The organism is Paenibacillus shirakamiensis, assembly GCF_017874255.1.
Taxonomy (GTDB): Bacteria; Bacillota; Bacilli; order Paenibacillales; family Paenibacillaceae; genus Fontibacillus; species Fontibacillus shirakamiensis.
This window is the reverse complement of sequence record NZ_JAGGLD010000006.1, coordinates 66,560-93,171: the sequence shown is the minus strand read 5'-3', so window position 1 is coordinate 93,171 and position 26,612 is coordinate 66,560. Positions and strand designations below refer to the sequence as shown.

Here is a 26,612-nt window from a genome sequence, read left to right as displayed (position 1 = left end):
TAAGGTAAATGAATGGAGGTCTTTGCTATGTTTCACTCGTCTTCGTCTTCTTCTCGCCATGAACGGGCAAACCTAGCTCTAACGATGAACACCAGAGCTATACCTACAATCACACTGAGCAGGGTTACACTTAGTTGAGCATAACCAAGTATTAGCATAGGTAGCCACATTAGTATGGCTAAGACCAGCTGAACCTGAAATACTAAGGTCAGTGCAGTTAGACTATGCGAACCCTCCGGTACGGGATAGAATGCAGCTGCCGGAGAATCACGGTGCATTTGGCGGATGCCCGATAACTGCATCCCTGCTGCAAAGAGAAAGAAGATATAAATTCCTGCTCCCCATAGACTGCCTCCAGTCCACCAGATCAGCAGCATCGCTAGAAGGGTAAGACGAATTAGAATACCGAATAATTCACTTCGAACAAACGACTTGATTAACAAATAACGAAAAGCCTTGTCCTGCCCCCAGGGTACCTTGTTCCCTAAGGAACCTAACCAGCGGCGAGGGTAAATCTTCTGACCTTCTGCGGGTACATCAACGAACCAGCCTAGAATTAGCATGACTCGGGAGGATTGCGCTTTTTCTGTAGCGATCAATGTCTCCCAAGCCACGTTATGCTGCACAGCAAAACGTAACGACAGTACATAGTTCACTCCCACCAATACCATAAAAATTGAACTATTCAGAATGGATTGCGACAACCAAGCCGCAAGCATTAACGTAATTAAGGCCCACCGAAGCACTCGATATCCTGCTTTAGCTCGTGAGGACACCATACGTAGTTCCTGCCATCCTCCGTAAGAACTAAGCCCTTTCAGTACCACTAGAACCAGCACAAGCAACCATAGCGGCTTCGGATGTTCTGCACTTCGAACGTATAAGGGCCAAATGCCTAATAAAAGAATGAATAACCCGAGAAGCTTGTAGATTACTCCACTGCGATATGCAGGCTTAAAATAATCCTTCATCCTGTATTCTTGAGGAAGTAGAAAACTTAAATCCGCTGGATGAAGATACGTTCTGAAGCTTGCATAGACCGTAAGGGGAGTCAGAAGAATGAGCATAATCCAGCGAATCGGTAGATCTGGTGGAATATGTTTTAAGAAAGAGGTATACCACGCTGCAAACGCAATGAATAATATGAACAGCAAGACAGCTACGCCGCTCTGAATAATATACGGAATATAAGGGGCAATCTTGCCCCAAAAGGCAGCCTTCCGCCGGCTGCGAAGGGTGCTCAGATCCATTAGGCTACACGCCGCCCTTCACAAGTTCATAGAAGATATCTTCAAGCGCTGCGCCCGGAAGTTTTGCTTGCTCAGCTACTTCAGCTAAGGTCCCTTGTGCTATAACCGCTCCGCGGTGCAGCACAACAAAGCGATCACAATAATTCTCTATAGTAGACAAGATATGAGAACTTAGCAGAATCGATGCACCCTCACTTTTCATCTCCAGCATGAAGTCTAGTAAGGAGCGAATACCTAGCGGATCTAGTCCTAGAAAAGGTTCATCTATGATATATAAAGGCGGACGAGCTACAAAGGCACTCATAATCATGACTTTTTGCTTCATTCCTTTGGACAAATGCATCGATAAGCTGTCCGCCTTTTCAGTCATATGGAACAACTTGAGCAGACGTTCGGAACGCTGAGCATAATCTTCTGGCTTCACGCCATAAGCTCGGGCTGTGAATTCCAGATGCTCCCGCACCGTAAGTTCTTCATACAAGAGTGGTGACTCTGGAACAAAAGCAAGCGAAGACTGATAAGCTTGAGCTTCCTCATCCCGTGTTCTCCCCTGCACTAGAATTTCGCCCTTGTGAGGCGTCATGAGGCCAAGAATATGTTTCATCGTTGTACTTTTTCCCGCACCATTTAATCCGATTAAGCCTACCATCTCACCAGGCTGTACATCGAATTGAATGTTATGAAGAACGGGCTTGCCGAGACTATACCCTCCGCTTAAATCTTCAACTTGTAACACGGATGTCTGCTCCACGTTGCTCCTCCCCCTTTTCCCATCTTCTAAATAGTTAAGCCTCACTTTTCATTCAAGAACGTGGCTGGTTATCTTTCGACCATTTTGGAGCTCCCTTGTTCTTTCGATCTCGGTGGCGATCCGATTTGCGGTCATCGGGTTGTGCATCTGAACGCGTTGTAGAATTGGACCGATGCGATGATGAAACTTGCGTGCGTGATGCGCTAGTTTTTGAACGTTCCGCCTCTGCAGGATCGACGATCCGGCCCCCAAATAAAGCACGCTGAACAAATTCAACATCCAGCTCTCTGGAGAACTTGCGGATAATGAACTCTTGTCTTGATGTGACCAAAGAGATGGAGATGCCTTGGCGCCCCATCCGGCCTGTACGACCAGAACGGTGAACATAATGATCGGAATCGGTTGCTGGATCATAGCTAATAATCAAACCTAAGTCCTCTATATCCAGCCCACGTGCCGCAACATCACTAGCGACCAGAACTTGGATACTGCCTTCTCTGAAACGGCGGAGAACTAAGCTACGAACGGTCTTATCCGCATCTCCATAAAGCGCTTGTGCTTTGATACCCACATAGTTCAATTTAGCTTCCACTTCACCGATATCATCCGTCTGATTCACGAACACAATCGCCTTCTGTGCATTATACGTTCGAACAATTCGGCGCAGATATTCTGGCTTCTCCCGCTCTTCCATCACAAAATACAAATGTTCAAGCGTCTTAGATGTCCGTTGTTCCGGCTCTATCCCCACTTCTACGGGTTCTTTCATTTCGCGGAAGGCTAAATCTGCAATATCTCTATTAATCGTTGCTGATAAAAAGAGCAATTGCCGATCACGCAGCGCAGATTTGATGATATCTTCCACGTCTCTCGATCCACCTAGTTGGAAGACTTGGTCTACTTCATCTACGACAATCGTTCTTACAGTATGCATTTTAATTTTGCGAGCCTTAATTAATTCTTTCACTCGTCCTGGTGTTCCTACGAGTAGCTGTGGATGTGATCTTAGCTTCTCAATCTGGCGTCCAACAGCTGCCCCCCCTATCAAGGCTTGAGCTTCAATATTAAGCGACTCGCCGTAGCGCTGACTCTCTCTTAAAATCTGCATCGCCAACTCTTGTGTAGGCGCTAGAATTAACACTTGAGAAGCGCGCTGCTCTGGTTGAATTCTCTGTAATATCGGTAATAAATAAGCTAGCGTCTTGCCTGTCCCTGTCTGAGATTCCGCAAGGACATCCTTGCCGTCAAGTACAGCTGAAATAGTCTCCGCTTGTACAGGGGAAGGCTCTTGTATTCCAAACTCCGCCAGCCGAGTAACCAAGGCATCCGTTACCCCCAGGGAGTTAAAAGTGTGAACCGTCATATCCTATCATCCTTTGTTAAAATGGAGTCATACCTTTACGTATACTTTCATTATATGCGATAATCCCTACTCCCAACAAACCAAACCACAAAACAGATGGACTTCCTGCTCGATGTTACCTATTATAAAAACCGTTCACTCTTCAACAGAGTAAACGGTTTGTGTTTATTTCTTATTCATAAAATTATAACTTAGGGCTTCGGCTAAACGCGGAAATAGCTGATACAGCCTAATTCCTATGCCTGCCACCCGAGGAAGATCAACCTCCGCCTTCTTTTTTTCTATGACGGAGACGATCTCACGAGCCACTTTGTCAGGCTTCATCATGAACCAGCTTACATTTTTCACATAGGCTCCTGAAGGATCGGCTAAATGGAAGAAAGGTGTATCAATCGGCCCTGGGTTTACGGTCGAGATCGTAATGCCATGCGGTCTCATTTCTTGCCGCAAAGCGCTGCTGAATCCGACTACAGCATACTTGGTCGCTGTATAGGCCGTGGATTTGGCCGAGCCAATCTTACCTGCCAATGAAGCAATATTCACTACTTGCCCTGAACCCCACTTCATCATGGAAGGAAGCACCGCTTTGGTACAACGCACAATGCCCATATAGTTCACATTCATCATATCCGCAAACTCCTGAACCGACATGTCTTCCATCTGCTCAAATTTCCCGTAGCCTGCATTGTTGAGCAGAATATCAATTCGTCCATATTTGCTTAGGATCGTTCGAAAGGTCTCTTCTACGCTTTGATCATCAGATACATCTAGATTCATGATCTCGAATTTGCCTGTAAGCCCTGCTGAGACTTGTTCAAGCTTGTCCATAGAGCGCGCAGCCAGTATGACAATGGCTCCCTTTTCTGATAGCATTTGCGCTGTCAACGCTCCGATTCCGCTGGATGCACCTGTGACCACAATCACTTTTTCTTTTAACATATGTGTGACATCCTTCCTGTCAGCGGTCTTAATCGTCCGTGGAACCCCCGTTCCCTTTGCCGCCGTACAGGTACTATCTTACGAAATCATCACTTGAATATCCAGTTCTCCCACTTCGCCGATCTGTAGAGGGATACACAAAGCCTTAGTACTAAAGTGGCTTGGCTTGCCTTCTTCTGACTTAATTACCGTAGGTGGTGTGATATCTACAACAAATCCTTGATTAGATAAAATGGTACTTGCATTTCCGCTAATCATATTTCCGAGCTCAGAAATAGCACTTGTCCCCATCTCGTCCATCTTTTCTATTACAAATCCGCCCATCATCATCGATACAATACGCAGAGCCACCTGCTCTTGCAGCCCAAAGACTACAACTCCACTTAATTGTCCCGTCATCCCGACCTGAATCCAGATGTGATCATCAAGATGAACAACATCTTTAATTCCAAGACTTCCTGCAGAAGGTGAAATTTGAATAAGCTGTTCAATGACTCGTTTGGCGGACTCTAAAAAAGGATTAATTACTTCTGCTTTCACGTAAAATGCGCCCCTTTACACTAGGAAGTCCAGATTCCACACCTTTAGTCCCATCTTTTGGTTATGGATATTATACTTTATAACTACAAATAAATCATTAAAAATCAGCCCCATAGCCTCTAACTTCCTCACATTGCTCTAATCTAGGGAATCCCCTATAATTATAGGAAAAGAATGTCTTTAAGATCCGTGACACGTATGGTCATTTGTAAGGAGGCGTACGATGAACATAAGCCAGTTGGAGACACTACTTACGATCTCCAAAACCAAAAGTTTTCGTAAAGCCGGAGAACTTTTGAATTTAACACAACCTGCGGTGTCTGCTCAGATCAAAAGTCTGGAAGACGAGTTCAAGACCATACTTGTGGATCGAAATCAACCGGTGACATTAACGGACCGGGGTCAGGTTTTTCTACAACATTCTGAGAGAATTCTCGACATCGTAGAAGAACTCAAACAGAAACTTTCAGATATGGAACATATCCCTCAAGGTCACATTGTTCTAGGCACTACCACTTCCATTGCCATTCAGATATTGCCACGAATCCTGTCGTACTTCCAAGATCAATTCCCACTCATTAAGACAACGATTCAATCCATGGCCTCTTCCCAGATCTACCAGAATGTCGAGAATGGACTCGTAGACATTGGTATCGGGTATATTATCGAACGCAATCCGCAGATACATGCTTCTGCACTATATTACGACACGTTCGAATTGGTCGTCTCCCCTTTACACCCCTTGGCTCAGACCCGCAATCCAGGGCTCAAGGATCTTCAAGGCGTCCCTCTTATTTTACTGTCTCCTGATACGGTCGGTCGCAGATTTGTCGAGAGTGTATTCAAGCAGCACCAGATTGAACCCAATGTGGTGATGGAGCTTTCAAGCAGTGAAGAAGTAAAGAGATTAGTCGAGATTAATCTAGGTGCTGCCATTATCTCCAAACAGTCCATTACCCGAGAGCTTCGCCTAGGTACACTCCGAATAGTACCTATCATCGAACTTGAAGTGACGCATCCTGTCGGTGTCATTTACAAATCCAGCAGATATATTAATTCAGCCATGCAGCAGTTCTTGAATGATCTAAAAGGAATGCCCGAAACTCACTTTATCAGTTCAGAATAAGACCAGAGTTCTCAACTCGGAAGGAGCCGCCCCATGACTAAATTTGATTTGCACACGCATCATTTCCGGTGTGGACATGCCGATGGGAATATCCGTGACTATATCGAAGCAGGAATTGCTGCCAATTTGCAGGTAATTGGCATTAGTGATCACACGCCATACTTCGGAAGCGAAGAGGAGCAGCCTTTTCCCAAAATCGCAATGGCCAAACAAGAATTGTCCCATTACGTAGAGGAAGTGCTAAAGCTTAAAACCGAATACGAAGGAAAAATCGATGTACTGCTTGGGATCGAATCTGATTTTTTTCCAGAGCATGCTGAGATATACCGAGATACATTATCTCGTTATCCCTTCGATTATATTATCGGTTCCGTACACAGTACTTTTAATAACAGCATTTTTAATAAGACACGTTGGAATGAATTAAATGAACAACAACATATTGAACACAAAGAAGAATACTACCGTCTGATTCGAGAATCTGCACGCAGCGGCATGTTCCAAATCCTTGGTCATATTGATGCTATGAAAGGTAACTATCCGTTATTCTCTGCCATTCCTGCTTCAGAAGCTATTGATGAGACCTTGCAGACGATTGCATCGTGCCAAGTCGCCATTGAGATCAACACTTCAGGCAAGACTAAATTATCTGGAGGATGGTATCCTTCCCATGAAATATTAGAGCGAGCACATCATTTTGGGGTAGAGGTGACGTTCGGTTCGGATGCGCACAAGCCTTGGCGTGTAGGCGATGAATTGGAAGACGTAGCTGCCAAGCTACGAGAGATAGGCTTCGAGGAATGGGTATATTTCAAAAACAAACAAAAAATAAGTGTGTCCTTGTAAGGCCGCTTAGCCTAAAAAAGTCTTGTAACCTTTATGGTGCAAGATTTTTTTATTTGTGTCTTTAGCCTTTCAAGATTATAGATGCGAAGATTATAGATGCAAAAAAAGAGAACCCGAGAGCTTCCGCTCTACAGGTTCCAAAAGCATTCAATATATTCAAAAGGGGGTCATGTCTCTATATTAACCTGTTTCTGTTATGGTTTAATCACAGTAATATTTCATTTGTGTAACAAAGCATGACGTTTACCGGGCAAAATTGAGAATATAGGTAAAAAAACCAGAATCTATAGGAGTGAAATGAGCTTGGGGATCCTTCATGTGATTCAATCTTGTCATGCCGCAGGCCAGCATCACTCGCTGTGAAGCCACATTATCCTCTTTACAACGTCCCTTAATCTGTCTCATGCCGAGCTCCTGTATTCCATAGCTTAATATTCGACCTGCTGCCTCTGTAGCAAGACCTTGATTCCAATATCTCGGATCGATGCAATATCCAAGTACAGCAGAATGCTGAATGGCATCAAGCTTTTGGAGCGAGACAAGACCGATGATCTCTGTATGTTGCTCAAGCCTTATGACCAGATGTAGCCCTGACTGCGTATCTTGAGCTTCCTCAAAATAGCGATATAGACGAGAAGGGAATGCATATAAAGAAGGATGGAGACCTAAGTGCGGAAGTACTCTGGGCTGTGTAATCAGACGAAACAAAGCTTGCTCATCTTTCTTCAAGATCGATCTATAGTTTAAGCGCTCGCTGCTTAACTCTATCGCCTCAAATTTTTTCAATCTCATCGACCTCTTCCTGGATTTCCTCCACTGCTTCCTCCACTTTCTCTTCTACAGCATCCGCGGTCTCATATTTAAATATAGAACGAAAGACACCAATCATGGATAACGCATAAGCAATCGTTACGAAGCTGAAAAATACTTCCATTACTACAACTAGCCGAGATGTACTATCCATAGGACTGATATCTCCAAAGCCTACAGTAGCAAAAGTAACTACACTGAAATATAGAAAAGAAATCCCCTGATTCACCAAATCATCGCCAATTGTGGAACCTTTAAAACTGCTCTGCCCGAACAATTTATAGATGGACGTATATACAATCGTAAAAAAGAAAATGCATGTGATAATAGCACCGAAAATACGAAGAATCGTAGACTTAAGTTGAACTTCTTTATTTACGGATTGAGCAATGTTTCTAAATATAAATAATATGTAAAAAATGACCGAGAACAACACGAACAATAAGATAACTCCGCGCAGTATAGCTTTGGACGTCAATACGGAAGGGAAATCAATCCACCCGAATAAATCCTCGAGAGATAAGGCTACATAAATAAGAATGGGTGCAAGTAAAATGACCCTACCTGTAATCTTGTTATCCACTCGATAAAACACGAAACCAAGCAGTAACAGAACAATGATATCCAGCCATATAATCATAGTCTGTCCCATCACTTACACCTCCAAAAATATAAAAATGTTGTAAAATTTCCGAACATGACACTGAGCTTATATTACCCTACTGTTGCCTGTTATGTATCATTGTTATTCTAAAAACAAAAAAACGGGCCCAAAGGCCCGCTTCTTAAAAGAATGTAACTATTATACGCCCAACCAACGCTTGAACATATGCTTGGTTGTTTGTTTGTTCATTTCAGCAATAGATGTGGTAAGTGGAATGCCCTTAGGACAAGAACGCACACAGTTCTGTGAGTTCCCACAACCTTCAATGCCTCCATCTTCCATCAAGGCATCCAGACGCTCTTCCGAATTCATCTCGCCGGTTGGGTGAGCATTAAAGAGTCGAACTTGTGAGATGGCAGCCGGCCCAATAAAGTCGGTCTTCTCATTCACATTCGGGCAAGCTTCAAGGCATACACCACAAGTCATACACTTGGATAGCTCGTAAGCCCACTGACGCTTCTTCTCAGGCATCCGAGGACCTGGACCTAGATCGTAGGTGCCATCAATCGGAATCCATGCCTTCACGCGCTTGAGGGCGTTGAACATCCGGCTTCGGTCAATAACCAAATCCCGAACTACGGGGAACGTCTTCATCGGTTCTACACGAATCGGTTGCTCCAGCTTATCAATTAGAGCAGCGCAAGCCTGACGTGGTTTGCCATTGATGACCATAGAACAAGCGCCACACACTTCTTCCAGACAGTTGGACTCCCAACATACAGGGGTTGTTCCCTGTCCTGAATTCGTAACTGGATTCCGCTGAATTTCCATCAGTGCACTGATGACGTTCATTCCTGGACGGTAATCAAGTTCAAATTCCTCGGTGTAGGAAGCCGATTCCGGCTGATCTTGGCGTGTGATAATGAACTTCACTTTTTTTGCAACAGTTGTTGTCGCCATAACCTTTTTCCCTCCTATTAATCCTTAGAATAGTCCCGGATCCGCGGTGGAATTAGAGAAATGTCTACAGGCTCATAAGAGATCTGCGGACCTTCTTTTGTCCAAGAAGCGATCGTAGTCTTAAGGAATTCTTCATCATTACGTTCAGCAAAATCTGGTTTGTAGTGAGCTCCGCGGCTTTCATTCCGCAGCAAGGCACCTAGTGTCATCGCTTCAGCCAATTCAAGCATGTTCCATAGCTGACGTGTAAAAGCAGCACCACTATTATTCCATCCTGAAATATCGTTAATGTTAATATTTTGGTAACGTTCTTTAAGCTCTTTTATTTTAGAAATTGTAGCTTCTAGCTTAGGATTATAACGTACTACCGTCATATTTGCAGTCATCCACTCACCGAGCTCTTTATGAATCACATATGCATTCTCTGTACCCTGCATGGATAGAAGTCGTTGGTATTTCTCATCTTGCTGCTTCTTCGCTCCTGTAAAGATAGATGGAGAAAGATCTTCAGCTGACTTCTTCAAGCCACGAATATATTCAACGGCTTTAGGTCCTGCTTGCATGCCGCCAAAGATAGCAGATACAAGAGAGTTCGCGCCCAGACGATTGGCACCATGATATTGATATTCACATTCTCCAGCTGCGAACAGCCCCGGAACATTCGTCATCTGGTTGTAATCGACCCACATTCCGCCCATGGAATAATGCACGGCAGGGAAGATTTTCATAGGGATTTTACGTGGATCATCGCCCATGAATTTCTCATAGATTTCGATAATACCGCCAAGTTTAACATCCAGCTCTTTAGGATCTTTGTGAGAAAGGTCAAGGTATACCATGTTCTCTCCGTTAATTCCCAACTTGTCATCCACACAGACGTGGAAGATTTCGCGAGTAGCGATATCCCGTGGAACCAAGTTCCCGTAGGCTGGGTATTTCTCTTCAAGGAAGTACCAAGGTTTGCCGTCTTTGTAAGTCCAAATTCGGCCGCCCTCTCCACGTGCAGATTCAGACATCAATCTGAGCTTGTCATCGCCTGGAATCGCGGTTGGGTGAATCTGAATGAATTCGCCATTCGCATAATTAACCCCTTGCTGATACACCGCACTTGCTGCCGTACCAGTATTGATAACGGAGTTCGTCGTTTTGCCAAAAATAATACCAGGACCACCCGATGCAAGTATAACTGCATCCGACAAGAAAGTCTGAATTTCCATGGAACGAAGGTTCTGTGCACAAATACCCCGGCATGTTCCCTCATCATCCAGAATGGCCGAAAGGAATTCCCAGTGCTCATGCTTGGTTACAAGGCCTGCCGCTTCATAGCGACGAACTTGTTCATCAAGCGCATACAGCAATTGTTGACCCGTTGTAGCTCCGGCAAATGCTGTCCGGTGACGCTTCGTTCCGCCAAAACGACGAAAATCAAGCAATCCTTCAGGTGTGCGGTTGAACATAACGCCCATGCGGTCCATCAAGTGAATAATCCCTGGCGCAGCTTCGCACATGGCTTTGAGGGGAGGTTGATTCGCCAAGAAATCTCCACCATATACCGTATCATCAAAATGTTCCCAAGGAGAATCGCCTTCTCCTTTTGTATTTACTGCACCATTGATCCCGCCCTGCGCACACACAGAGTGCGAACGTTTAACAGGAACCAAGGAGAACAGGGTTACATGTACGCCTGCTTCTGCAGCTTTAATTGTAGCCATTAAGCCAGCTAGGCCGCCGCCTACAATAACGATGTTTTGTTTAGACATAATCTTTTTGTCACTCCCTTATTATCCGATAACTGTTCTAAGGATCTGAATCATAGCTTCGCCGCTCGCTTGGAATTCCACGTTACGGAATACAATTAGCGACCATACGAACATGATCGAGATAATTACGAAAAGACCCATACAAATGTTAGATGATACACGTTGAGCACGTGGCCCTACAGTAACGCCCCAGCTCACTAAGAATGACCAAAGGCCGTTCGTAAAGTGGAAGGAAGCGGACAATACACCAATAAGATAGAAAGTAAAATAGACCGGTTGAGTAACGATATCATGCATAACACTGCCCAGTTGTTCATGTGTAATATGTCCGAGTGCCACTTGCACACGCGTCTCATAGATGTGCCACACGACGAAGATTAAGACAAGAACCCCTGTTATTCTTTGCAAAAGATAACGTAAGTTCCGTTCGTTACGGAATCTCCCATTGTTCGGCTTCGCTTGAAAAGCAATATACAATCCATAGACTGCATGATACAGAAGTGGCAACCATATACCGAAAATTTCAAGAATAAGTACCAGTGGCAGACTGTTCAAGAAAGCAACTGCATCCTTAAACCCTTGCGGACCGCCTTCTACGGCAGCAAAGTTCGTAATCATGTGTTCCAGAATGAAGAAACCAAGCGGTATAACACCCAGCAATGAGTGCAGTTTTCTGGAATAAAACCCTTTCATAAATGCACGTACCCCTTTCCAATATCCATCGTTGTTTCCGTTTGAAGCGCAAATACGAACTCATGCGCCATTTGTACATGATGCAATTCACATAGATCGACGAAATTTCGTTACAATGTGAACAACCTTTGTCAGTTTTTATGTTACTCCTTTTGATCTTATAATGGAATTGCAATATAATTATTAATTGTTATACCTTTATTGCATAAGTAGATTGATTTGGACAAGGAACTCTATAAATGGACAACATCTCGTGACAAATTTCCGCATATGAAAGGAGTCATTATTCGATGTACGAAGATTTATTAGCTTTTATCATTGTTGTAGAACAATCGAGTCTGAATAAAGCCTCCAAACTGCTTAATCTTTCTCAGCCCGCGCTCTCTCGTAAAATATCAAAGCTAGAAGAAGAACTTGGCGTTCTTCTGTTCAGCCGCAAAGGGAAACGACTGGAGCTGACCCGAACTGGGCAGATGGCCTATACTTACGCTTTGGAACAACGCAAAAAACATCTGCAATTCTTGCAATCTATCTCTCGCTATAAGCAGACTGAGCGAAGTGTCCTCACTTTGGGCGCGAGTCTTACTACGATTCAGACCACACTTCCACTACTGGTGACCGCACTGATGAACAAATACCCCGAAACCGAGCTGAAGCTGGTCACAGGGAAAACACATGAAATCGTATCGTACGTGCGAGATAAAAAAGTCGATTTTGGTGTAGTTGCTTCTTCTATAGATGAACCTGGACTTCTATGTATTCCTCTATTCGAGGATCACTTAGAGCTGGTCGTACCTCGGCAACATGACCTGCTCCAAGCTGGACGTACCATTTCTATGGAAGACTTGGGAGGTCTCCCTATGATTATTTTCTCCAAAGGGACATGGTATCGTCGAGTCATTGATGACTTATTCGGACGCTATAATATCGTACCCGATATTCGAATGGAGATTGATTCCTTTGAGGCGATTGTCCGCTTGTTGCCTACTTGCAAAGCCGCAGCTTTGCTTCCCAAATCTTATTTGAGGACTTCTTTATTAGAAGATAATGATGTCGTAGCTATTCCTATGAAAGAACTGGAGCAGACGCAGCGCAAGACTTGCCTCATTTTTGGTCAAAAATCTGACCTTAATCTTGAGACCCGCCAGTGGATAGCCGATATGAAGAGAACGCTTGCCGGAGCCCTTTCTCTTTAATGTAGACTTTTCATGGAAATCAGCTATGAAATGGGCACCCAGCTCCTAAAATGTGTGTATCTTTTTTGTCGTTCACCTGTGGTCTTGGGTCATCATGATAAGCCGGCGATTGGTACACGTAATTCGGACTGACTTCTCTCTCCTTATAGGAGTGATGCCATACCGGGGTTGTTGCTGGTGATAAAGGAGGAATAAGCCAAGACCAGCGGGCATTCAGCTCTCTTCCCTGTGCTTGTTCTTGATCACTAAATGTCATGAACTGTGCTGCAGCCGTATGGTGGTCTACGATGCTAACCTGATTCTCTTTGAAAGAATGTAGAACTGCGATATTGAGCTCGACCAGGGCACGATCCATCCATAGTGAAGTATTCGATTCTCGTTGAAGTCCCAGCAGGTCGGCCACGGCAGGCAGCTGGTTATAACGATCTTTATCTGCAAGATTTCGGGCCCCAATCTCAGTCTCCATATACCATCCATTAAAAGGAGCTGCCGTATAACGGATCCCGCCTACTTCTAGAGCCATATCTGAAATAATCGGAACGGCATACCATTCGAGCCCTAACTGAGTAAAGTCAGCCACATCGGGATGACGAAGGGGAACGCGTAGAATCATCTCATCGGGTATCATGAACCACTTCGGCTGATGCTGTCCGATTTGAATCACTAGGGGAAGAATATCAAATGGAGTCCCGTGTCCTTGCCAGCCAAGTTCCTGACAGCGCTGCGTAAATTCTAACGAAGCTGGATCTCCTATGATCCCTTCGGGCGTCTCATATCCTGCGTACCGAATCAGTTGATGATTCCAGAGCCTGATATCTTTATCTGGAGCAAATATCGTAATTACAGGCCGAATCCGGCCTTCGTTCGTAGCATATTGGATATGTCTAAAAAGAGCTTCTGCTATGTCATCTGTACTTTGCAGAGAACGTTCATCGAACGTAACAAGCGAATCCCAGAACAATCTCCCGATGCAGCGGCTGTTATTTCTCCAAGCCAATTTTGCTCCATAGGCAAGTTCTTCGGCGGTGTGTTGATAGGTCCCCGAAGACTTCAATTGTTGCTCAATATCTTCAATCCGCTGTTGTATTTCTTCCTGTGATTTACCCAATTCTTGATACGTCATTTCGATAAAGGAAATCGCTTCTTCCCGTATATTTCCCATCTCTGATGTCATGTCATCACTTCGCTTCCTTCTGTTAAGAACTCTAATCTTCCTCGTTAATTACATCTTCGAACTCCTGAATATTCTCATTGGCTCCGATAATTACCATCGTATCCCCTTCATCAAGTCGATCCATGGCCGTAGGCGCAATGAGGACACCCGTGTCCTTTTGAAGAGCCACAATACTGCAACTAAACCTTGCTCTAGGATTTAAATCACCAATTAGGTGACCATGTAAATGCGACGGAACTTTGAGTTCCACAATCCGGTAATCTTTAGATAATTCAATGTAATCCACAAGGTTCGGAGTAACTAATTGATGGGCAACTCTTACCCCCATATCCCGTTCTGGATAGATTACCCGGTCAACTCCAAGCTTCTCTAGTGCCCGTCCATGGAGCGTTGAGATTGCTTTGGCTACAACAGATTTCAAGCCCATTTCTTTAAGTAAAATGGTGGCTAAAATACTCATTTGAATATCATCCCCAATAGCCACAATCCCGCAGTCAAAGTTACGAATGCCTAGAGATCGCAACATCTCTTCATCTGTCGCATCAGCTGTAACCGTATGTGTAAGGAAATCCCCCATCGTATAGACCACTTCCTCATTCCGATCAATGCCGAGTACTTCATAACCCAATTGTACTAGCTCCATGGCTACACTTGAGCCGAACCTCCCAAGACCAATCACTACATATTGCTGTCTTTTCATATTTAAAAGTATCCCCTTATCCTAAAAACATTTTGCCTTCTGGGTGACGATATAATTCCCTGCTTTTCTTCGGCCCGAGGGCGTAGGCTAGCGTAAGTAAACCAAGTCTACCTGCGAACATAGTTAGACAGATTAACAATTTACCAAACGAAGTTAAATGTGGAGTCAGACCCATTGACAACCCTACTGTGCCAAAAGCGGATGTGGTCTCAAACATGATACTAAGGAAACTCCCCTCTTCCGTAGCTGCAAGTGTCATCGTGACGGCAATGATGAGAAAGAGGGCTACCATTGTAATCGTAACCGCCTTAAATATCCGCTCTTGCGCCAAACGATAATGAAACAGTACTACATCTTCACGTCCTCGAACCATCGCAATAACAGCCCCAAGTAGAACGGAGAAGGTTGTCGTCTTAATTCCTCCACCCGTAGAACCCGGAGAGGCACCAATGAACATAAGAATCATGATGAAAAATTGCGTTGCTTGCCGAAGAGAGCTAATATCCAGCGTGTTCGCACCCGCCGTTCTCGAAGTCACGGACTGGAACATCGCTCCCCAAATTTTACTGCCCCAATCTAAGGATTCTAGGGTCTTGGGATTCGTTAGTTCGAATATAAATATAATTAGAGTACCTAAAGTTAACAAAGCCACGGTCATGGACAAGACAACTTTGGACTGTAGTGAAAGCTTGGGATTTGTACGGTATGAGATTAAATCGGACAAGACAATGAACCCAAGTCCCCCCGTAATAATGAGAACCATGGTCGTGAGGTTGATCCAAGGATCACCTACATATCCCATCAGACTCTGATAGTGCCCAAACAAGTCAAATCCCGCATTGTTGAACATACTGATAGCATGGAATATTCCGAAATATACGGCCTTGCCTACCGGCATATCCGCAGACCAACGTATGGCAAAGATAATCGCTGCACATAATTCGATGACCAGAGAGTACTTTAATACTTTGCGAATAAGCCTAACAATTCCCTCCATTGAATTCTGGTTCAAAGATTCTTGCAGGAGAAGGCGGTCTTTTAATGAAATTTTACGTTTCAATACTAGCGAGAACAAGGTAGCCATAGTCATGAAGCCCAACCCGCCAATTTGAATTAAAGACATAATGACAATTTGTCCGAATATAGTGAAATCTAGTCCCGTATCTCTTACGACTAGCCCTGTTACACAAGTTGATGACGTAGCTGTGAATAAGGCATCCACAAAAGGCAAAGCATGTCCCGACATATTGGACAAAGGTAACATTAACAAAATCGTGCCCACCATAATGATAAAAGCAAACCCAAATACCAGAATTTGTGGAGGGGACAGGCGTATTTTATTCCATTTCAAATCTCTTCCACCTCTTTATATCTTCAGCACTCTCTTGTCCCCGTATATGGCTTGCTGAAAGTCTTTATGTTATCGTGTATCTACAATCATTCTAAAGTGTTTCTAGTATAAACTAAAGGAGTTGACTCATGAAAGTAGCTAAACCACTGCCCTTCCGAACTCAAACCCTATGGATTGCCGCAATCATTTCATTGATTATCTTTGTGGTTCTTCAAGTCGTACCAATCTCCGATGCTAATTCGGAGCAAGATCAGCAGCCTCAAGGAGATATCATTTCTAAAGAAGATGCACGTATGAGTGCAACCCGCTTCGTCTCAGACAGTCTGCATTTGAACCTAAGTGACAACGTAGATACACTCGTTACCTACAAATCCAACTCCAAATTTTATGGTTATCTATCTAGAGAAAATCTAGTGAAGGAATACATATCTAAATACGAGAAAAGATTTCCTTATGATGTGTACCGTGTTACTTTTAACGATCCAGCAACCTATCTGAACAGCTTGAATGTGGACGTCCAGATGGTGACAGGCAAAGTGCTCGGCTTTGAAAAGGTTCAGGATCTCAGTAAAGATGCTAAGGCTTTGATGGCTGAGAAAAAGGATGGACTGGATAAGCTAAAAGAAATTGAAGGAAACTTAACACTGGCACAAAAAGAACAGCTAGCCCTTCCCTATCTGAAAGCACTGGGATACAACACAAATGAATTAACAGTTGATCGGGATTCTCAAGATCTTGGACTTCATTACAACTTAAAAGGCGCAACTATTGGAAAATCCCAAGGTCAGCTTGTGTTTAACTATGAATACGGTGAAGTGTCCTCATTCGATCCAGCGTTCACCGTACCCGATGAACACACCGCTTATGTGGACAGTCAAAGTAAGCTAGCCAATTGGCTCTATTTCTTAGGTTATGCCCTACTTTCCTTTGTACTTGGAATCTTGGCCATTGTATACAGCAGTACAACAAGGCCATTTGCTTCCTTTCGCCGTGGTATATTTTTAACTATGTTTTACTTTATCGTCAATGCGATTTCAATTATTAACCTGCTTCCCGTATTCAAAAGTGAAGAATTTTCAACCAGTACATTCATCATCTTACTTATTGTCCAAGGGATTTTCACACTAATTGTGACCGCCTCTGTCTATTTCTCCCTTGTAGGAGGAGATGGATTATGGAGACAACAGGGTAAAGTGAAATGGATGAAATCTTCAGAACCCGGATATGCAAAACATGTGCTTCATTCTATGAGCAACGGCTACGCATGGGCGTTCATCCTGCTCGGGGTGCAGTCTATCATTTATCTAGCCTTGGAAAGAATATTAGGCACTTGGTCTACGACAGATGATACACAGTCTACGTATAACATGTTATTCCCGTTGATCTTCCCCCTTATGGCTTGGACAGCAGGTATTGGCGAGGAAGCCGTATATCGACTATTTGGTATTCCCATGCTTCAGAAGTTATTTAAAAACACATTTATTGCAGGCTTAATTTCTGCTCTCATCTGGGCATGTGGGCATACGCTGTACCCGATTTATCCGGTCTACTCCAGACCGATTGAACTTGCCGTTATAGGCTTACTTTTTAGCTTTATCTTTTTAAGATATGGCTTCATTACCGTTCTGTTCGCTCATGTAATCTTTGACAGTATTCTTATGGGCCTCAGCCTGATCCTGATGAAAGAACCACTGAATATCGGTGCCGGCCTGTTCTATATTGTGCTTCCTGCTATTGTAGGTTATGTTATTTATAGATGGAACTTACGCAGATCTACACCTAATTTAATATTATTAAAAGGTGAGGACTTACGATGAGTTTTTCTAGAAAATTAGCGTACCATACTGTTGATATAGCCATATTTATTGGCATCGCCTACCTCTTGGTTGCAGTAACCTATCCTTGGCTACATCTTCGAGGTATTGGATTTGCGCTTGCACTTGGAGTCTATACTTTCATCACTAGACCGCTTGTACGAAAGTGGTTCCAACCTAAGATTCCAATACCTATAAAGGAATAATTATTACAATTACAATTAAGAAAACAATTCAAAAAACAAAAGCTATCCTCGGCTAAGTAGCCCTAAGGATAGCTTTTTTTGTCAATCCAATCCCACTTCAGCTTCTGAGGCCACTTTCTCATCCTCTTCACGCAGTGCAGCAATGATTTGTCTTGCTAGTTTGTCTCCAATAGATAAAGGACGGAAATCTTCAATCGAAGCTTCTTTAATCTTTTTCAAAGAACCAAAGTGCTTCAGCATCGCTTTACGCCGTTTTTCTCCCACTCCAGGAATAGAGTCGAGCCTTGAGGTAACCATGGATTTGCCTCGTTGTTCACGGTGGAAGCTGATGGCAAAGCGATGGACTTCGTCTTGAATCCTTTGTAAAAGATAAAATTCTTGACTGTCTCGAGGAAGTGGGACCGGTTCTGGTGGATCGCCCACCATAAGCTGCGCTGTTCTATGCTTCATATCTTTCACTAGCCCACACACCGGGATGAACAAGTTGAGCTCATTTTCCAGCACATCCGATGCCGCTGAAATCTGACCTTTCCCTCCATCCACTACAATGAGATCAGGTAAAGGCAGTCCTTCTTTTAGAACTCGCTCATATCTTCTACGAACGACTTCACGCATTGTCTCATAATCGTCCGGGCCTTGTACGGTCTTTACTTTATACTTCCGATATTCTTTCTTATCTGGCTTACCATCTATAAATACAACCATCGCGGATACTGGATTCGTACCTTGAATATTGGAGTTATCAAAGGCCTCAATCCGATGCAAGCTTGAAATCCCAATCGATTGGCCTAAATTCTCAGCCGCTTTTGAGGTGCGCTCCTCATTTCGTTCAATTAAGCGGAACTTCTCACTTAAAGATACTCGGGCATTCTCAATCCCCATCATCACCATCTGACGCTTAAGGCCACGCTGAGGAACCAGCACCTTGATCCCAAGCCATTGCTGAAGAGAAGCCGCTCCTGAGACTGCATCGGAAATTCCGGAAGAGGAAAGATCTTCTGCCGGGTCCTCTTGATCCTGCATCTGATCTTCTTCAGCTAACCGAGCTTCAAGCTTAGCCGTAGAGGTAGTAAGGGAGAGGGGCCCCTGATTACCTCCAGCTTCATTTTGCAGTCCTGACTGCAAAAAATCCTCATTACTTCCAGGTTCATTTTGCAGTCCTGACTGCAAAAGTTCCTGTTTACTTCCAGGTTCGTTTTGCAGTCCTGACTGCAAAAGTTCCTGTTTACCTCCAGGTTCGTTTTGCAGTCCTGACTTCATAAGTTCCTGTTTACCTCCAGGTTCGTTTTGCAGTCCTGACTGTATAACACCCTGTTCAGGTTCTTCCTGAATGCCAGGGAGGAGAATCTCCTGAGGTAAGGCAGGGTTGTTACTGTAATATTGAGTGACGAAAGAAAGGAAGTCGCTGTAAGCTTCTCCGTAGAACGGGAAACTGGAAGCATGTCGCTCAATCATTTTTCCTTGACGCATATACAGAATCTGAACGCACATCCAGCCTTTATCGACGGCAAATCCAAAAACATCCCGGTCTCGCGTATCATTCATAGAGATTTTTTGTTTCTCCATTAAGGCATCGATATGGATAATCTGGTCGCGAAGCTCTTTCGCACGTTCAAAATATAAGTCCTCAGCAGCCTCTTCCATTTTCCGCTGTAGATCCTTCTTAATCTCTTCTTGTCCCCCACTTAAAAAGCGGGTAATCTCCTGAGTTATATCTTCATAAGAGTTCTCGGGTACATCCTGTACACAGGGCGCCATACATTGGCCCATATGATAATACAAGCATACTTCTTTCGGCATGATATTACATTTTCTCAGCGGATACATCCGATCCAGCAATTTCTTGGTCTGATGGGCAGCATAAGCATTTGGGTATGGCCCAAAGTACTTGGCTTTATCCTTAAGAATGCGCCGAGTTACCTCCAGGCGAGGATGTTCTTCATAAGTAATTTTAATATAAGGAAACGTTTTATCATCTTTAAGCAGCACGTTATAGCGCGGCATATGCTTTTTAATTAAATTGCATTCAAGAATTAAAGCCTCCATGTTGCTAGAGGTGACTATATACTCGAAATCTCGAATTTCACTGACCAATCGCTGCGTCTTCCCATTATGACTACCTGTAAAATAAGACCGTACACGGTTCTTCAGCACCTTAGCCTTGCCTACATAGATAATGGTGCCTTCTTTGTTTTTCATTAAATAACAGCCCGAATGGTCGGGTAACAGAGCAAGCTTATGCCGAATGGCTTCAAGAGCTTTCTCCTGCTCATTCCACTCTTGGACATAATCATCCATGCCGAATTCTCCTTTCCGCAAAAAAACACAGAAAACGCCCCCGGAAGCTTACCGGAGGCGTCTTAGACACCGCAAAAAATTCTTATTGGTGTTTAGCGATCATATTTTTGAGTGATTCTTTGGAGTTCACTCCGACCACTTTATCGACCGGTTGGCCGTCTTTGAAGAAAATAAGAGTAGGAATACTCATCACACCGAAGCGGGATGCAGATTCCGGATTCTCGTCTACGTTTACTTTTGCAATTTTAACATCCACTTCAGATGAAAGTTCATCCAAGATCGGAGCTAACATTTTGCATGGTCCACACCAAGGAGCCCAGAAATCAACGAGTACCGTGCCGTCGCCTTCTACTTCACTGCTGAAAGATTGATCTGAAACATTAACGATTGCCATGTATATCTCCTCCTTATGTGTACAAACATAATTAAAATGTAGAATAGTGTGCCACAAAAGTAGCATGGATAGTATACCACATTTATTTAGTAAATGGAAAACGGTAGGTGCCGTTCATCTTTACAAATGATTTAGCCTTTGGTTATACTAATATTAACCCAAAACGGTTTAATCTATGACAATGTTCATGGATTATTTTTTTAACAAGGAGGCCCAGCAACATGGATACCCCTACTTTTGCAGCGAATGATCCGCGTAATCATGTCAATGAAGAACCACGTAACGATTTCGGTGATCTGATGCTTGGCTTTGGTGGCATGTTCGGATTAATGTTCGTTATTTTCTTCGGTATGGTCATTTGGAAATTTATCGCTAGCTGAACAACAAAACCTTCCAGCGTGCATGCGCGGAAGGTTTTTTGTATGTTTATTTCAATTACTTGTTACGATTACCTCGCTTGTTACTACCGTTCACGGACACCACATCCACAAAGGGAGCAATGCGGTCCATTAAGCGTTGCCCTTTATGATTCTCCTCACCATCTTTGTTAGTGAAGCTTAAATGTCTCTCAAGCGCCTTCATATCATAATTCGATGTATAAAAAGTTGGTTTGCGGTTCATCCGGTAATTCAAGATCGCCCCCATAACGTGGTCACGTGCCCAAGGATTCAGGTTCTCTGCCCCGATATCATCAAAGATCAGCAAATCCGCCTGTTTCATCAGCTCGACCGTGTCTTTGAGTTTTTGGCTATCCATCATCATGGACTTCAAATCTTCTACGAATTCAGGCATATAGACAATTACGCCTGAATAACCCGATTTTGCTAGTTCATGCAATAGATAAGACATAAGGAAGGTTTTACCCGTACCAAAATGCCCTACCATATATAAACCTTGCGGAGATAATCCATTCTCTCGTGTCTCATTTATATAACGGAATACTCGTCCTACCGCTGGGGATCTCATACTGTCCTTGGACATGATCTCGACTTCATCATACCCTTCTTGTAGAGCACGCTCATCGACATAAAAACTATAAATACGCTTCTTAATTTGGGATTCCGTCTCTCTAGCCTGAAGCTTCGCACAAGGAACCTGTCGATCATAAATCCGGCTTTCTCCGGTCACATTCTCAACGGCTAGACGTGTATAGTGCCCCTGAAAGTCATTAGGACATAAATCCAGTCCAGGGCATGCTGCACAGTGCTTGCAGTCTTTTACATATTGATATAATCGGCTTAAATTCAAGGTTAACTGTTGTTCACTAATCTCTGGATATTGAGCACGAAATTCAATCACTAATGGATCATGAAAAAGATCATGTACTAGTTGCTGAGAACGTTGTCTAAGCTGAGGACTGGACATTTTTTGAACCATCTGACCTAAGGATTCCATGAATCGCTCCTTTCTTGGCAGCTCATAACCTATAACCTGTCTGAGTTCATATCTAATTAACGACCATTTTTCTTATTGGCCTGCATTTGTTCTGCCATTTTAATTAATTCCGCAAATTCTTCTTCCGATACGCCTTCATGTTCAGCTGAACGCTGTACAATTTGTATTTCTGGCTTAGCCTTAACAGGACGTCCATAGTTCGTCTTAGGACGAGGTGCGGAGGTAGCAGCAACCTCACTGCGGTTCTTAACTTTGGATTGTTCCCGAATATACTGAACAGCCTGCTCGTATGTACTCACCTGCTTCATCAACATATTCGAAGCAATGGCATCCACGAAATTCCGATTAATTCGCTGTTCCCCACCAGAAGTAAGCAGCGCCATCAAATAATGAATCAATACGTTAATAACTTCGCCTGGCAATTTGTAATTGTGATCAATCTTCTCGAAAATATCTAGCAAATTATCCGGTACAGATCCAGGAAAGAACGTTTTGAGAAGCCTAGTGTAGGGTTCGTTACGTAACATCATATTGTACTGATGGATATCGCACTTCTTCATGAACTGCGGCGGAACCTCAACATAGAATTCCATCTGTACCGCATGTTCCACAGGAAGATCTGAGGATGGTGTCACTTCCGGCTGTCGGAGTGAAATCACCTTGCCCCCCTGAAGCTGTCGTTCCTCTTGGCGTTTTTTCCCTTGTCGGAAAAATAAATTGGCTTTATATTCAATCTCTTGTTGCAAAATCCCTCCATCTGGACTGAATACGCCATCTTCATCCAGCAGACGACATAGATCCTGAACAGATAGTTCATATTTACGAGCGATATAATTCACAGCACCTAGCTGTTCTCCGTTATATCGAAGCCCTTCTACAAACACGCGATTGCTTGAATTGCGAGGGAACCTTAAAATAATATCTGCATAATTAAAACTTTCTTCATTCATGTGCAAGCTCGTCTGGCGCGAAATGGAGACTTCCTCAATCGCCTGCTCTAACTCATAATCTATCGAATGCGCATTTAACTCGAAGATATCATAGAACACAACCGAAATATTCTCTTTGTTCATTGATTTCGAGGCTATAATTCCTTTTTCCCGGCTCCATAATTGTTCTTGAAGAGCTAACACTGCAAATTTGCCAATCTTGTCCCGCAGAAGCAAGGTTAAATGCTGCGTCTTAAAAAATTCTGCCGGTGACAAAGGAGGTTGTAATTCATATTCATACATGTAATCATCGTTCTCTGGCAAATACATCCGGTGCGTCTGTAACAATCCAACAGCTTCAAGCCGGGATGTCTGCTCGATCATATATTTTTTACCCTTTTCACTAGGCTCAAGCCCAAGCGTAAGGAATAATTTGCGCTGTTGTTCCGCGGCGGAATAGCCAACCTGTTCAAGCGGAACTTGCTGGACTAATAAATGGTATAGAGAGACTGCAAATGCACCGATCATAGGCTGATACACCTGACTTAGCATTCTCCCGTCTACGGATCCCAGACAGAAATCACGATAGACGCAGTACGTATGGTTCTCTGAGAAATGGTGCATATTGTGAACTCGCACAGCGAACGCTCCTTCTTAAGGTCAAATGTAGACTTTATCTATTCTAGCATAAATGACTTCCTTCGGAATCGTTAAAAGATTACAATATTCGTCGATTTTGGACGGTTTATGAGTGCATTGGAAGACCATGCTTCTCTTTTTGGCTAACCTTAAGACTTGTTAATTTCATCATAGGTTTCTTTTATAAATGTCTTAGCGCGACTCTTGGGAAATGATTTCACAAGCTCATACGCCTTAGCTGAATGTTCCTTCGCTTTGTCTAGATTTCCTTGGGCTGCATACATTCGTGCTAGATAAGCATCGACCGTATGAAGAAGGGAGCGATGTAAGGGATGATAGGCTACTTCTGGGATGGTAACTTTACTGAAATCATCATGCGCTTGTTCCATCATGCCTTTGTAATAATGATAAATTCCCATTTCCAGCCAATAACTAGGCAGCCTGTCCTTTAATTTGACTTCATTGTCCTTTATTATGCAGCCAAGCTTCTGCAAATGAGTATAAGCCTCATCATACAGACCCTCCATATTTAATCTCCATGCTTCTGTATAATGCAACATAGCATGGGTCTCAACTCTATCCGTTAGAGCAGTAAAATGGCGTAATTTTACTAGGTAACTCTCTGCAAGCTGATATTCACCTAATTCATAGTTAACGTTCCAAAGCATTCTCAAAAAATGATCTGTTAAATAATATACGCCCTCTTCTTGAGATAATGCCAAGGCGGCAAGCATACTCTCGTGACTATCCTCAAATAGTCCCAGCGCTGCGAGCGTAACCGACTGCGCATAGAATAGGTCCAATTCGAAAATGATATCTTTACCAATTTTTTTAGATTCATATTCAGCCCATACTTCTCGAATGAGATCCAGACTAGATCCTAATTTGTTTTGAGAGAATAAGTGAGCATAGTTCATATACTTAGCTTTGGAGCTCTCCATATATAGACCGAAATGCTGATAGATTTCAATCGCACGATGAATGGCCTCTTCTCCACCAGGCTGGGCTGTATAAAAACATGCAGCAGCATAAAATTCCATTAGACGCGCTGTGTGAATTGTCATCGGCAGCTTGGTATCTAGTAGTGGTTCTACCCAGTCTAAGATTTCCTCATATGCACTTCGCTTCTCACACACCTCTAATATTTTAAGAAGTTCAACCACTTCCTGATTGCCTTCATCATCTAGAAAATAACCGGCTTCCTGACCTAACTGTTCCGCTAAAAATCTCAAGCTGCGCATAGAGGGCATCGCTTTACCATTCTCAATTTGACTAAGCATACTCTTCGTCATATGTTCCCCGGCCAGATCGGTCTGCGTCATTCCTCGCTGCTTCCGAAGATGTTTAATTCTTGTCCCGATCGTATTCATTATCCGCTCATCCTTCAATTCATAATAGGTTTCTAGTATAACGCACCCATATATAGAGTGGAAGTTTCATAGTTCTACACTTGAGTTTAATTATTTTTAACTTTTTGTTGTACAAATTATCTATGTTTAATACAACAAGTTTAATAATATTTAACCTATATAGAGGGGAGCCTTTTCGGATGTATGAACAACCATTACCAAAGACATCCCGCAATATTAAGCTTTTATTCATAGGGAAACTCATTTCCCTACTCGGTGCCAGCATGTACACCTTTATTTGTGGAATGTATATTCTAAAGCTCACAGGGTCAGGAAGTCAATTTGCGCTGGCCGCCATTTGTGGTACACTACCCCGAATTTTACTCAGCCCCCTCGTAGGTGTACTAGCCGATCGATGTAATCCAAAGAAAATAATAATATGGGCTGATCTAGTAAGTTGCGCTGTCATGATTATGACTTTCCTCATGTTATCCGTTACAGGAACTCCTCTATTTTGGATTTATCTTTCCATAGTTCTTATGTCAGGATGTGCAAGTTTTTATAGCGTTACACTTAGCTCATCTCTCATGAAGCTAGTGGACCTATCCTCTATCCAGCGAGCAAGCTCAATGAATCAAATCGCCTCTTCAATCGGAAATATTTCAGGGCCGATCGTAGGAGGAATATTGTTTGCACTTATTCCGCTGCAACTATTTTCTCTGTTCAATACTGCGGGGTATCTTGTCTCTGCCTTGATGGGGATGGCTCTTACATTTCATGTCGTGAATCAAATTGTCCCTTCTGCCTCGCAAGGTACGTTGTCCATATGGAGCAGTCTCCGAGAAGGCATCGTATATATTCGCTCTTCTCCTCTAATCTGGACACTTCTCATCTTCTGTTTTTGTATTAATTTCTTCGCAATTGCTATAGAAGTGACTTTACCGTATATCACGGTTCATACCATGCATCTAACGACAGCAGCATTCGGATGGATCGAAGCATCCATGGCTATGGGCATGCTGCTTATGGCAAGCATTATGTCTTTTCGCAAACCTCAGGAGGATGTAATTACCACTCTGATTCGGGGTCTACTCCTTCTTTCGTTGCTTATTATAGGGATGTCGCTTCCTTATATTGAGGTCTTTAATTCTTATAACTCTAACTATATTACCTTCTATTATTTGGTTTATGGGGGTAACATTAATTTTGATCAATATCCCTGTGCAGATCCTCTTACAAAAAATGATCCACGAACAGTATCGAGGGAGAGTCCTAGGTATCGTGGAGACGGTGGCCAGTGCTATTATTCCACTTGGCACAGCTATCTTTGGAGTCATGCTTGACTTCATTCCCACTTCATATATTCCACTTAGCTCCGGTATTGCGCTTGCATTGATTACATGCATGGGTTCTACCCCTCTAAAAAAACATGTTCACAACGAAAGGCAGCGTTCATCTACCATCCAAATGTAGAAGCTATTATGTAACATAATATTGCTATAATTAGTAATCTACCTTTTATCTA

Annotated in this window: 25 protein-coding genes; 7 read left to right on the top strand and 18 right to left on the bottom strand. The window is 43.3% G+C overall.

The window, feature by feature from the left end; translation table 11 throughout:
* Positions 1-32 precede the first annotated feature (32 nt).
* The 5 genes from J2Z69_RS15525 to J2Z69_RS15505 form a co-directional block, all read right to left on the bottom strand.
* A complete protein-coding gene (locus J2Z69_RS15525) occupies positions 33-1,250 on the bottom strand; it encodes an ABC transporter permease (RefSeq protein ID WP_209864600.1) in 1,218 nt (405 codons plus the stop codon).
* Between the two features lie 4 nt (positions 1,251-1,254).
* The gene (locus tag J2Z69_RS15520; protein WP_209864597.1) at positions 1,255-2,001 is read right to left on the bottom strand and encodes an ABC transporter ATP-binding protein; all 747 of its coding nucleotides are present in this window, start codon (positions 1,999-2,001) and stop codon (positions 1,255-1,257) included.
* A 52-nt stretch (positions 2,002-2,053) separates the two neighbouring features.
* The gene (locus J2Z69_RS15515) at positions 2,054-3,364 is read right to left on the bottom strand and encodes a DEAD/DEAH box helicase (RefSeq protein ID WP_209864595.1); all 1,311 of its coding nucleotides are present in this window, start codon (positions 3,362-3,364) and stop codon (positions 2,054-2,056) included.
* 165 nt (positions 3,365-3,529) lie between these two features.
* Complete coding sequence (locus J2Z69_RS15510; protein WP_209864593.1) at positions 3,530-4,303, bottom strand: SDR family NAD(P)-dependent oxidoreductase; 774 nt, start codon at positions 4,301-4,303, stop codon at positions 3,530-3,532.
* Positions 4,304-4,381: 78 nt separating this feature from the next.
* Positions 4,382-4,843, bottom strand: coding sequence for a chemotaxis protein CheX (locus tag J2Z69_RS15505; protein ID WP_209864590.1), 462 nt, complete (start codon positions 4,841-4,843; stop codon positions 4,382-4,384).
* 223 nt (positions 4,844-5,066) lie between these two features.
* On the opposite strand from J2Z69_RS15505, the gene J2Z69_RS15500 reads away from it, so the two are divergent.
* Both J2Z69_RS15500 and J2Z69_RS15495 read left to right on the top strand, forming a co-directional pair.
* Entirely contained in the window at positions 5,067-5,969 is a 903-nt protein-coding gene (locus J2Z69_RS15500; RefSeq protein WP_209864587.1) for a LysR family transcriptional regulator, read from the top strand.
* Positions 5,970-6,002: 33 nt separating this feature from the next.
* The gene (locus J2Z69_RS15495; protein ID WP_209864583.1) at positions 6,003-6,815 is read left to right on the top strand and encodes a histidinol-phosphatase; all 813 of its coding nucleotides are present in this window, start codon (positions 6,003-6,005) and stop codon (positions 6,813-6,815) included.
* A gap of 243 nt (positions 6,816-7,058) precedes the next feature.
* Here J2Z69_RS15495 and J2Z69_RS15490 read toward each other — a convergent pair whose 3' ends face one another.
* From J2Z69_RS15490 to J2Z69_RS15470, 5 genes are all read right to left on the bottom strand, one after another.
* On the bottom strand, positions 7,059-7,607 hold the full coding sequence (locus J2Z69_RS15490; RefSeq protein ID WP_209864581.1) for a GNAT family N-acetyltransferase: 549 nt from the start codon (positions 7,605-7,607) through the stop codon (positions 7,059-7,061).
* Positions 7,588-8,277 carry an ion channel gene (locus J2Z69_RS15485; RefSeq protein ID WP_209864579.1) on the bottom strand — a complete coding sequence of 230 codons (690 nt, stop codon included), beginning with the start codon at positions 8,275-8,277 and terminating at the stop codon, positions 7,588-7,590. The genes J2Z69_RS15490 and J2Z69_RS15485 overlap by 20 nt, the downstream gene beginning before the upstream one ends.
* 150 nt (positions 8,278-8,427) lie before the next feature.
* Positions 8,428-9,189, bottom strand: coding sequence for a succinate dehydrogenase iron-sulfur subunit (sdhB, locus tag J2Z69_RS15480; RefSeq protein WP_209864577.1), 762 nt, complete (start codon positions 9,187-9,189; stop codon positions 8,428-8,430).
* A gap of 17 nt (positions 9,190-9,206) precedes the next feature.
* A complete protein-coding gene (gene sdhA / locus J2Z69_RS15475) occupies positions 9,207-10,949 on the bottom strand; it encodes a succinate dehydrogenase flavoprotein subunit (protein ID WP_209864575.1) in 1,743 nt (580 codons plus the stop codon).
* A 21-nt stretch (positions 10,950-10,970) separates the two neighbouring features.
* Complete coding sequence (locus J2Z69_RS15470; RefSeq protein WP_209864573.1) at positions 10,971-11,642, bottom strand: succinate dehydrogenase cytochrome b558 subunit; 672 nt, start codon at positions 11,640-11,642, stop codon at positions 10,971-10,973.
* 290 nt (positions 11,643-11,932) lie between these two features.
* Between J2Z69_RS15470 and J2Z69_RS15465 the strand changes: the two genes are divergently transcribed.
* Positions 11,933-12,838 carry a LysR family transcriptional regulator gene (locus J2Z69_RS15465; protein ID WP_209864570.1) on the top strand — a complete coding sequence of 302 codons (906 nt, stop codon included), beginning with the start codon at positions 11,933-11,935 and terminating at the stop codon, positions 12,836-12,838.
* Positions 12,839-12,857: 19 nt separating this feature from the next.
* On the opposite strand, the gene J2Z69_RS15460 is transcribed toward J2Z69_RS15465, so the two are convergent.
* From J2Z69_RS15460 to J2Z69_RS15450, 3 genes are read right to left on the bottom strand one after another with little or no spacing between them, the layout of a single operon-like run.
* Entirely contained in the window at positions 12,858-14,012 is a 1,155-nt protein-coding gene (locus J2Z69_RS15460; protein WP_245339385.1) for a nitric oxide synthase oxygenase, read from the bottom strand.
* Positions 14,013-14,043: 31 nt separating this feature from the next.
* Positions 14,044-14,712: a potassium channel family protein gene (locus tag J2Z69_RS15455; RefSeq protein ID WP_209864567.1), complete on the bottom strand. Its 669-nt coding sequence runs from the start codon at positions 14,710-14,712 to the stop codon at positions 14,044-14,046.
* Positions 14,713-14,728: 16 nt separating this feature from the next.
* Entirely contained in the window at positions 14,729-16,063 is a 1,335-nt protein-coding gene (locus J2Z69_RS15450) for a TrkH family potassium uptake protein (protein WP_245339384.1), read from the bottom strand.
* Positions 16,064-16,191: 128 nt separating this feature from the next.
* Here J2Z69_RS15450 and J2Z69_RS15445 point away from each other — a divergent pair, with 128 nt between their 5' ends.
* Both J2Z69_RS15445 and J2Z69_RS15440 read left to right on the top strand, forming a co-directional pair.
* Positions 16,192-17,880 carry a CPBP family intramembrane glutamic endopeptidase gene (locus J2Z69_RS15445; protein ID WP_209864565.1) on the top strand — a complete coding sequence of 563 codons (1,689 nt, stop codon included), beginning with the start codon at positions 16,192-16,194 and terminating at the stop codon, positions 17,878-17,880.
* A complete protein-coding gene (locus J2Z69_RS15440; RefSeq protein ID WP_209864561.1) occupies positions 17,877-18,083 on the top strand; it encodes a hypothetical protein in 207 nt (68 codons plus the stop codon). The genes J2Z69_RS15445 and J2Z69_RS15440 overlap by 4 nt, the downstream gene beginning before the upstream one ends.
* An 81-nt stretch (positions 18,084-18,164) precedes the next feature.
* On the opposite strand, the gene uvrC is transcribed toward J2Z69_RS15440, so the two are convergent.
* Both uvrC and trxA read right to left on the bottom strand, forming a co-directional pair.
* Positions 18,165-20,381 (bottom strand): excinuclease ABC subunit UvrC, encoded by a 2,217-nt coding sequence (gene uvrC, locus J2Z69_RS15435; RefSeq protein ID WP_209864558.1) that lies wholly within the window; start codon positions 20,379-20,381, stop codon positions 18,165-18,167.
* Between the two features lie 82 nt (positions 20,382-20,463).
* The gene (gene trxA, locus J2Z69_RS15430; RefSeq protein ID WP_209864554.1) at positions 20,464-20,775 is read right to left on the bottom strand and encodes a thioredoxin; all 312 of its coding nucleotides are present in this window, start codon (positions 20,773-20,775) and stop codon (positions 20,464-20,466) included.
* A 221-nt stretch (positions 20,776-20,996) separates the two neighbouring features.
* Here trxA and J2Z69_RS15425 point away from each other — a divergent pair, with 221 nt between their 5' ends.
* Positions 20,997-21,155, top strand: a complete 159-nt coding sequence (locus J2Z69_RS15425) for a YqzM family protein (RefSeq protein ID WP_209864552.1) — start codon at positions 20,997-20,999, stop codon at positions 21,153-21,155.
* Positions 21,156-21,210: 55 nt separating this feature from the next.
* Here J2Z69_RS15425 and dnaI read toward each other — a convergent pair whose 3' ends face one another.
* The 3 genes from dnaI to J2Z69_RS15410 form a co-directional block, all read right to left on the bottom strand.
* Positions 21,211-22,170: a primosomal protein DnaI gene (dnaI, locus tag J2Z69_RS15420; protein WP_209864549.1), complete on the bottom strand. Its 960-nt coding sequence runs from the start codon at positions 22,168-22,170 to the stop codon at positions 21,211-21,213.
* Between the two features lie 56 nt (positions 22,171-22,226).
* Positions 22,227-23,738 carry a DnaD domain protein gene (locus J2Z69_RS15415; RefSeq protein WP_209864546.1) on the bottom strand — a complete coding sequence of 504 codons (1,512 nt, stop codon included), beginning with the start codon at positions 23,736-23,738 and terminating at the stop codon, positions 22,227-22,229.
* 149 nt (positions 23,739-23,887) lie between these two features.
* Positions 23,888-25,108: a helix-turn-helix domain-containing protein gene (locus J2Z69_RS15410; protein ID WP_209864543.1), complete on the bottom strand. Its 1,221-nt coding sequence runs from the start codon at positions 25,106-25,108 to the stop codon at positions 23,888-23,890.
* Positions 25,109-25,287: 179 nt separating this feature from the next.
* Between J2Z69_RS15410 and J2Z69_RS15405 the strand changes: the two genes are divergently transcribed.
* Positions 25,288-26,430, top strand: coding sequence for an MFS transporter (locus J2Z69_RS15405; RefSeq protein WP_209864540.1), 1,143 nt, complete (start codon positions 25,288-25,290; stop codon positions 26,428-26,430).
* Positions 26,431-26,612 lie beyond the last annotated feature (182 nt).

Coding starts and splice junctions, on each gene's coding strand:
- J2Z69_RS15440 (WP_209864561.1), top strand. CDS start 17,877: ATGAGTTTTTCTAGAAAATTAGCGTACCATACTGTTGATATAGCCATA.
- J2Z69_RS15515 (WP_209864595.1), bottom strand. CDS start 3,364: ATGACGGTTCACACTTTTAACTCCCTGGGGGTAACGGATGCCTTGGTT.
- trxA (WP_209864554.1), bottom strand. CDS start 20,775: ATGGCAATCGTTAATGTTTCAGATCAATCTTTCAGCAGTGAAGTAGAA.
- J2Z69_RS15455 (WP_209864567.1), bottom strand. CDS start 14,712: ATGAAAAGACAGCAATATGTAGTGATTGGTCTTGGGAGGTTCGGCTCA.
- J2Z69_RS15485 (WP_209864579.1), bottom strand. CDS start 8,277: ATGGGACAGACTATGATTATATGGCTGGATATCATTGTTCTGTTACTG.
- J2Z69_RS15410 (WP_209864543.1), bottom strand. CDS start 25,108: ATGAATACGATCGGGACAAGAATTAAACATCTTCGGAAGCAGCGAGGA.
- sdhB (WP_209864577.1), bottom strand. CDS start 9,189: ATGGCGACAACAACTGTTGCAAAAAAAGTGAAGTTCATTATCACACGC.
- J2Z69_RS15500 (WP_209864587.1), top strand. CDS start 5,067: ATGAACATAAGCCAGTTGGAGACACTACTTACGATCTCCAAAACCAAA.
- J2Z69_RS15445 (WP_209864565.1), top strand. CDS start 16,192: ATGAAAGTAGCTAAACCACTGCCCTTCCGAACTCAAACCCTATGGATT.
- sdhA (WP_209864575.1), bottom strand. CDS start 10,949: ATGTCTAAACAAAACATCGTTATTGTAGGCGGCGGCCTAGCTGGCTTA.
- J2Z69_RS15495 (WP_209864583.1), top strand. CDS start 6,003: ATGACTAAATTTGATTTGCACACGCATCATTTCCGGTGTGGACATGCC.
- J2Z69_RS15470 (WP_209864573.1), bottom strand. CDS start 11,642: ATGAAAGGGTTTTATTCCAGAAAACTGCACTCATTGCTGGGTGTTATA.
- uvrC (WP_209864558.1), bottom strand. CDS start 20,381: ATGGATGATTATGTCCAAGAGTGGAATGAGCAGGAGAAAGCTCTTGAA.
- J2Z69_RS15460 (WP_245339385.1), bottom strand. CDS start 14,012: ATGACATCAGAGATGGGAAATATACGGGAAGAAGCGATTTCCTTTATC.
- J2Z69_RS15490 (WP_209864581.1), bottom strand. CDS start 7,607: ATGAGATTGAAAAAATTTGAGGCGATAGAGTTAAGCAGCGAGCGCTTA.
- J2Z69_RS15510 (WP_209864593.1), bottom strand. CDS start 4,303: ATGTTAAAAGAAAAAGTGATTGTGGTCACAGGTGCATCCAGCGGAATC.
- J2Z69_RS15465 (WP_209864570.1), top strand. CDS start 11,933: ATGTACGAAGATTTATTAGCTTTTATCATTGTTGTAGAACAATCGAGT.
- J2Z69_RS15525 (WP_209864600.1), bottom strand. CDS start 1,250: ATGGATCTGAGCACCCTTCGCAGCCGGCGGAAGGCTGCCTTTTGGGGC.
- J2Z69_RS15425 (WP_209864552.1), top strand. CDS start 20,997: ATGGATACCCCTACTTTTGCAGCGAATGATCCGCGTAATCATGTCAAT.
- J2Z69_RS15405 (WP_209864540.1), top strand. CDS start 25,288: ATGTATGAACAACCATTACCAAAGACATCCCGCAATATTAAGCTTTTA.
- dnaI (WP_209864549.1), bottom strand. CDS start 22,170: ATGGAATCCTTAGGTCAGATGGTTCAAAAAATGTCCAGTCCTCAGCTT.